This window comes from Azoarcus sp. TTM-91 (assembly GCF_012911025.1).
GTDB lineage: Bacteria > Pseudomonadota > Gammaproteobacteria > Burkholderiales > Rhodocyclaceae > Azoarcus.
Genome location: NZ_WUEI01000180.1, coordinates 1 through 5,866 on the forward strand (window position 1 = coordinate 1; position 5,866 = coordinate 5,866).

At 69.4% G+C, this 5,866-nt stretch carries 7 protein-coding genes; 2 read left to right on the plus strand and 5 right to left on the minus strand.

Going from position 1 to position 5,866, the window contains the following annotated elements; genetic code table 11:
- The first annotated feature begins 14 nt into the window (after nucleotides 1-14).
- Nucleotides 15-1,109, plus strand: a complete 1,095-nt coding sequence (locus GRF61_RS22965; RefSeq protein ID WP_169152944.1) for a BMP family ABC transporter substrate-binding protein — start codon at nucleotides 15-17, stop codon at nucleotides 1,107-1,109.
- Between the two features lie 63 nt (nucleotides 1,110-1,172).
- Here GRF61_RS22965 and GRF61_RS22970 read toward each other — a convergent pair whose 3' ends face one another.
- The 5 genes from GRF61_RS22970 to GRF61_RS22990 form a co-directional block, all read right to left on the minus strand.
- On the minus strand, nucleotides 1,173-2,108 hold the full coding sequence (locus GRF61_RS22970; RefSeq protein ID WP_169152945.1) for a 2-hydroxyacid dehydrogenase: 936 nt from the start codon (nucleotides 2,106-2,108) through the stop codon (nucleotides 1,173-1,175).
- A 136-nt stretch (nucleotides 2,109-2,244) separates the two neighbouring features.
- Nucleotides 2,245-3,417 (minus strand): metal-dependent hydrolase, encoded by a 1,173-nt coding sequence (locus GRF61_RS22975; protein WP_169152946.1) that lies wholly within the window; start codon nucleotides 3,415-3,417, stop codon nucleotides 2,245-2,247.
- 168 nt (nucleotides 3,418-3,585) lie between these two features.
- Nucleotides 3,586-4,182, minus strand: a complete 597-nt coding sequence (locus tag GRF61_RS22980) for a ferritin-like domain-containing protein (protein WP_169152947.1) — start codon at nucleotides 4,180-4,182, stop codon at nucleotides 3,586-3,588.
- Between the two features lie 69 nt (nucleotides 4,183-4,251).
- Nucleotides 4,252-4,455, minus strand: coding sequence for a CsbD family protein (locus tag GRF61_RS22985; protein ID WP_169152948.1), 204 nt, complete (start codon nucleotides 4,453-4,455; stop codon nucleotides 4,252-4,254).
- Between the two features lie 225 nt (nucleotides 4,456-4,680).
- Nucleotides 4,681-5,211 (minus strand): hypothetical protein, encoded by a 531-nt coding sequence (locus GRF61_RS22990; RefSeq protein ID WP_169152949.1) that lies wholly within the window; start codon nucleotides 5,209-5,211, stop codon nucleotides 4,681-4,683.
- Nucleotides 5,212-5,655: 444 nt separating this feature from the next.
- On the opposite strand from GRF61_RS22990, the gene GRF61_RS24660 reads away from it, so the two are divergent.
- Nucleotides 5,656-5,866, plus strand: a 211-nt coding sequence (locus tag GRF61_RS24660) for a hypothetical protein (RefSeq protein WP_211166156.1), incomplete at its 3' end; no start/stop codon positions are given.

The window sequence follows — 5,866 nt, forward strand, 5'->3', positions numbered from 1 at the left end:
ACCGGAGACTTGCCATGCCCTCTCGCCGCACCGCCCTCAAATGGACCGCCGGCCTCGCCGCCGCCTCGCTGCTGCCCGGCGCCGCCCTGCGTGCCGCCGAACCACTCAGGGTCGGCTTCGTCTACGTCGGCCCGGTGGGCGAGGCCGGCTGGACCTTCGCCCACGATCTCGGCCGCCGCGCGCTGGAAGCCGCCTTTGCCGGGCAGGTGAAGACCACCTTCATCGAGAGCGTGCCCGAGGGCGCCGACGCCGAGCGCGTGATCCGCAACCTCGCCCAGGATGGTCACCGGGTGATCTTCACCACCTCCTTCGGCTACATGGACGCCACGCTGAAAGTGGCGCGCCAGTACCCCAAGGTGGTGTTCCAGCACGCCACCGGCTTCAAGACCGCCGCCAACATGGGGACCTACGACGTGCGCACCTACGAGGGCGCCTACCTGGCCGGCGTGCTGGCGGGCAAGACGAGCAAGAGCGGCAACCTGGGCGTGGTCGGCTCCCACCCCATCCCGGAGGTGATCCGCAACATCAACGCCTTCACCATCGGTGCCCGCAGCGTCAATCCCAAGGCCAGCACCCGGGTGATCTGGGTGAATTCCTGGTTCGACCCGGGCAAGGAGCGCCAGGCGGCGCTGACGCTGATCGCCCAGGGCGCCGACGTGCTGATGCAGAACACCGACTCGCCGGCGGTGCTGCAGGCGGCGCAGGAGAAGGGCGTGTTCGCCTTCGGCTGGGATTCGGACATGACCAGCTTCGGCCCCAAGGCCCAGCTGGCGGCCAGCGAGATCGACTGGAGCGTCTGGTACAAGAAAGTGGTGGGCGAGGTGCTGGCCGGCAAGTTCGAGCCCAAGCAGCAAGTGTGGTACGGCCTGAAGGAAGGCGCTATCGACCTCGGCCACCTCGCCGCCGCCCTGCCGGAAGACGCGAAGAAGCTGCTGGCCGAGCGCCGCAAGGGCGTGCTGGACGGCAGCCGCCCGGTATTCCAGGGCCCGCTGCGCGACCAGGCCGGCAAGGAAGTGGTCGCCGCCGGCCAGGCGCTGGCCGACAAGGACAAGCTGGCGATGAACTACTACGTGGAAGGCGTGCAGGGCACGGTGCCGGGCGGGAAGTGAGGCTGGGTGGACCGGCCGCCGCCGGCATGACATGCGAGGTGGCAGCCGCCGCCATTCCGCAGCTCAAGCCTTCGGCAGCGGCACCGGCGTCAGCGCCGCGCCGGTGCTGAAGAAGCTCTGCAGGTTATCCAGCGCCAGGCGGAACATGGCGCCGCGGGTTTCCACCGTGGCACTGCCGGCGTGCGGCGCCAGCAAGACGTTGTCCAGGGTGAAGAAGCGCGGGTCTATGCCGGGCTCGTTGCGGAACACGTCCAGCGCGGCGCCGGCGATACGGCGGTTCTGCAGGGCGTTGATCAGCGCCTCTTCGTCCACCACGGTGCCGCGGGCGATGTTCACCAGGTAGCCGTCGGCACCCAGCGCGGCCAGCACCTTGTCGTCGATCAGGCCAGCGGTTGCCGCGCCGCCGGGCACCACCACCACCAGCACGTCGCATTCGGTGGCGAGCTTGATCAGGTCGGCCTCGTAGCGGTAGTCCAAGCCCTGATCGTGGCGGCCGTGGTAGGCCAGTTCCACCTGGAAGGGCGCCAGCCGTTCGGCGACGGCCTTGCCGATGCGGCCCATGCCGACGATGCCGACCCGCTTGCCGGAGAGGCCGATGGCGAGCGGGAAGCCATCCTTCTTCCACTCGCCGGAACGCACGTAGCGGTCGGACTCCGGCACCTTGCGCAGCAGCCCCAGCAGCATGGCAACGGCGAACTCGGCCACCGCGGCGTTGAGCACACCCGGGGTGTTGGTGACGACCACGCCGCGGTCACGCGCCAGCGCCAGCGGAATGCCGTCGTAGCCGACGCCGGTGGTGGCGATGATGCGCAGCGCCGGCAGATCGTCCAGCGCTTCGGGCGGAATCACATGGTCGCTGCGGGTGATGACGCCGCTAATGGACTCGCGCAGCGCCGGGTCTGCCTCCAGCGCCGCCGCATCGTGACAGCTGAAGCGGGCTTCGATCTGGGCCACGACCTTGGGGGGAAAGTCGCCGAGCCGGAGCAGTTGGGGTTTCATCGCAAGTCCTCTTTGTCGTTATGGACGGGGCCAAGAAGCTGGGGCGCTGGCCGGACGGACATCCGTTCAGGCGGGGTGCATTCCAGGCTGGCGACGCGGCGTCCGCCGCCTGCGCGCTGAATGCCGGCCTTGCACCTCAGCGCGCCGCCGCGCGGGCGGGGTGGCCGGCGGTGCCGGCTTGCGCCGCCCCCGGGTCAGCGCCCACGGCGAGGTTCGCGTCGTCCACCCAGCGCCGGCCGTTCTCCGCCTCCGCGTACAAGCGCCAGGGCGCATCCGCAGCTTCACGGCACAAACCATAGCGGAAACCGAAGGAGGCGCGCCCCGGCGTGTCGAAGCGCAGGTCGCGGAAGCCGGCGCAGCCGCTGCCGGGCTGGCTGCCGGCGCTGGCCTGGTCCAGCACCGGGAACATGGCGAACCAGCGGTAGAAGGCGAACTGCGGGCTGTCCCACACCGCGCGCGCCACCGCGGCCGTGGCCGGATCGCCGCCGAACATCGGGGTGTTCTCCCACTGCGCCATCGCCACCGGCAGGTAAGGCGCAGAGAAGCGGCGGATGAAGTTGTCGTCGCCGGTAAGCGGCAGCGGCTCGCTGCGGCGGGTGTTGATGTGAGCGTAGTGATAGCGCTCGCCGTCGAAGACGATGGCGGTCCAGTTGAAGGGCGAGGCCGGCCGCGGCGCCGCGTCCACCGCCACCACCGGGATGCCCTGGCGCGCGGCGTAGGCGCGGGCGGCCTCCACCGCCTCACCACGGCCGATCCAGCCAACGCCGACCCAGCCCGCCAGCAAGACCAGCGACACCGCCGCCGGCAGCTTGCTGCGCCGCCAGCAGGCGCTGGCGATGAGGCCGGCGACGATGAGGCCGGTGAACACCAGGTCGATGATGAAGGTGGTGCCGATGCCGAAGCGCCGGTCCGATAACGGCGCGAGGATCATGGTGCCGAACTGGGTGATGAGGTCGCCGGCGATATGGATGGCGAGCGCCGCGCAACTCACTGCGTAGAAGGCCTTCCAGTCCGGCCTGGCCGCCACGCCCGGCGGGCGCAGCAGGCGGGAGAACAGCCAGGCCAGCAGCAGGCCCCACAAGGGCAGGAGCAGGATGGAATGGGTGAGCCCGCGATGGCCGCGCAGGTAGGTGAGCTCGGAGATGTAGCCGAGCACGAAGTCCATGTCCGGGAAGGCCGCGGCGAGGAAGCCGGCGGCAACCACCTGCCAGGTCCGCACCCGCGGCGGGCTGAGGACGGAGGGCGAGGCGGAGGGGGCGAGCAGGCGGCCGACGAGGGCGCCTGAGAGGGCATGAGTCAGAGTATCCACGCGGCCTTTGAGGCAGGCCCCCGGGCTTCGTTCCCCGGCGGCCCTGAGCTGTCCAGCGGGCGATTGGAGCACGAAAAGCACTTCGCCCTGAAACCGCCTTCCGCGCTCGCCGGGCGAGGCATGGGGAGGTTGCAGGGCGAAGGCGCTGCGGCTGGCGCCGGCGGCTGGTCAGCTCAACAGGTCGGCCAGCTCGTCGGCATGCTCTTCCTCGGTGGCGAGGATGCCGACCAGCATGTGGCGGGTGGTCGGGTCGCGGTCGCCGAAGAAACGGATCATCTCGCGATAGCTCTCGATGGCGATGCGCTCGGCGATCAGGTTCTCGCGGATCATGTCCTTGAGCGTGTCACAGGTGACGTATTCGGCATGGCTGCGGCTGGTGAGACGCGCCGGGTCCATCTCCGGCGAGCCGCCCAGCTGCACGATGCGCTTGGCGATCTGGTCGGCGTGGGCCAATTCCTCGTTGGAATGCACGAGGAATTCGGCCGCGATCGGTTCCGAGTTGATGCCGGTGGCGACGAAGGCATGCTGGCGGTAGCGCAGCACGCACACCAGCTCGGTGGCCAGCGCGGCATTCAGGATGTTCACCGCGACTTCCGGGTCCAGCCCATAGCCTGAGGTGAGCACGCCGTCCTCGATATGCTGGCGCGCGCGGTCGCGCAGCGCGGCGACGTCGGTGAGGAAGGTGCTCTCTTCGGCCTGGGGGGCGGAGCCGGCCGGCGTTTGCTGGAGGGCCTTGGAGTCGGTGGCCTGGGTCGGGGGCGTCATGCGGTTCTCCTTGCGGTTCGGGGAGCGAGGGGTGGGACGGGCCCCGCAGGGCCCGTCGTTCGGCGGCGGTCAGTGGGGAAGAGTGTCTTCCCACTCCTTCACCCGCCGCTCCGCTTCATCCTTGGTCACGCCGTAGCGTTCCTGGATGCGGCCGGCCAGCTCGGTGCGCTTGCCGGCAATCACATCGACGTCGTCGTCGGTGAGCTTACCCCATTGCTGGCGGACCTTGCCCTTCAGTTGCTTCCAGTTCCCTTCGATGATGTCGCGGTTCATGGTCGGTCTCCTTCTGCTTCCGTTGCCGGGACTTCATCCCGGGGTTGGTTGAAGTACGCCGTGCGGCCGGGACGCCTGCCGGATACGGGATCCGGCCTGGCGGCGATGGCCGCCGATGCACGATTCCAGTCTAGAAAACCGCCCCGCCCTGCCCCATCGGTCGCGTCCTAAAACGCTGTCGGCATCGTCCGACACGAGTGGGCGGCAAGGCGGTTTGCGCCGCCCTCAGATGGAGCGCACCACGTCACCGCCGGCGCGCTCCAGCGTCTCCTCGGCCAGCTTGGCCTGCTCCTGATCGGCAGGGTGGGCCACCACCGCCCAGTAGCCGACGTCGGTGCTGTCACGCACGCTATTGATCACCACGTCATGGTCGGGGCGGGCGCTCAGCAAGCCGGCGAGCAACATGCCGCCGAACATGCCGAACATGCCGATGGCCACCAGCGCCATGCCGGGAGAGGACAAGAAGGCCGGCATGCCCGCAGCGGCCAGGCCGCCGCCCACCAGCAGACCGGCGATAAGGCCGGCGATGCCCAGCTTCAAGTGGGAGCGCAGCAGGGTATGCCAGATGCCGGCCTGCTCGGGTTCGAGCTTGCGGCTGAGGTCGGGGTCATGCGGGCTCACCAGTTGCACCTGGGCCGGCCGCAGCGGGCGACGGTCACGCAGGGTGGAGGCCGCGCGGCTAGCGGAATCCGGATCGCGGAAGGTGGCGGCAACGAGGGTCAGGGATCTTTCTCCGAAGAGGCTCATCGTGCTCATGTCAGTCTCCTTGTCATATCGACGCGTATCGACTCTGCCGGCGACCCGGGCGGACGAAGCGGATCAATGGCAGACGCAAGTTGGAAACCGGCAGGCGGAAAAGGGTTGCTTCCCCCAGTCCGAAACGGATGTAAGCCGATTCTGGCAGCGGCCGCAGGAGGGCGGGGGCCATGAGCCCTGCGGGCGCCCCCGTGTCGGACGAATCCCACGCCGTGACGCGCCCGCCGCCGACGAACAGCCCGGCTGGGCGCAGCTAAAGTGCAGCTACGGACCGCGCGACGGCACCGTATCTCCTCTTCACGAAGTTCCCGACTTCGTTTCAGCGCCGGCCGTCGGTGATGGCCGGCCTCTTTATGCCCGTCGCCGGCCTAGCCGTGAGCCCCGGCAGCATCCCGGCCCGCGAGGACGAATGCATACCGCATACGATGTAACAGGGAGAACGCCATGCAAGCACAGCGCCGGGACAGGACCGCCGTCATCATCCCCTTCATCCGCCCGCCGCGGCCGGCAGCCGGCGCAGCAGCGCAGCCGCCGGCCCGCGCGGGCAAGGTCACCGACTGTCACAACTTTGAAGCAACCCGGCGCGTAGTCTGCGATCAGGCATTGGACCGGCGCATGCAAATACCGCCCGCCGGCACCCCCCCCCTTCCAACGC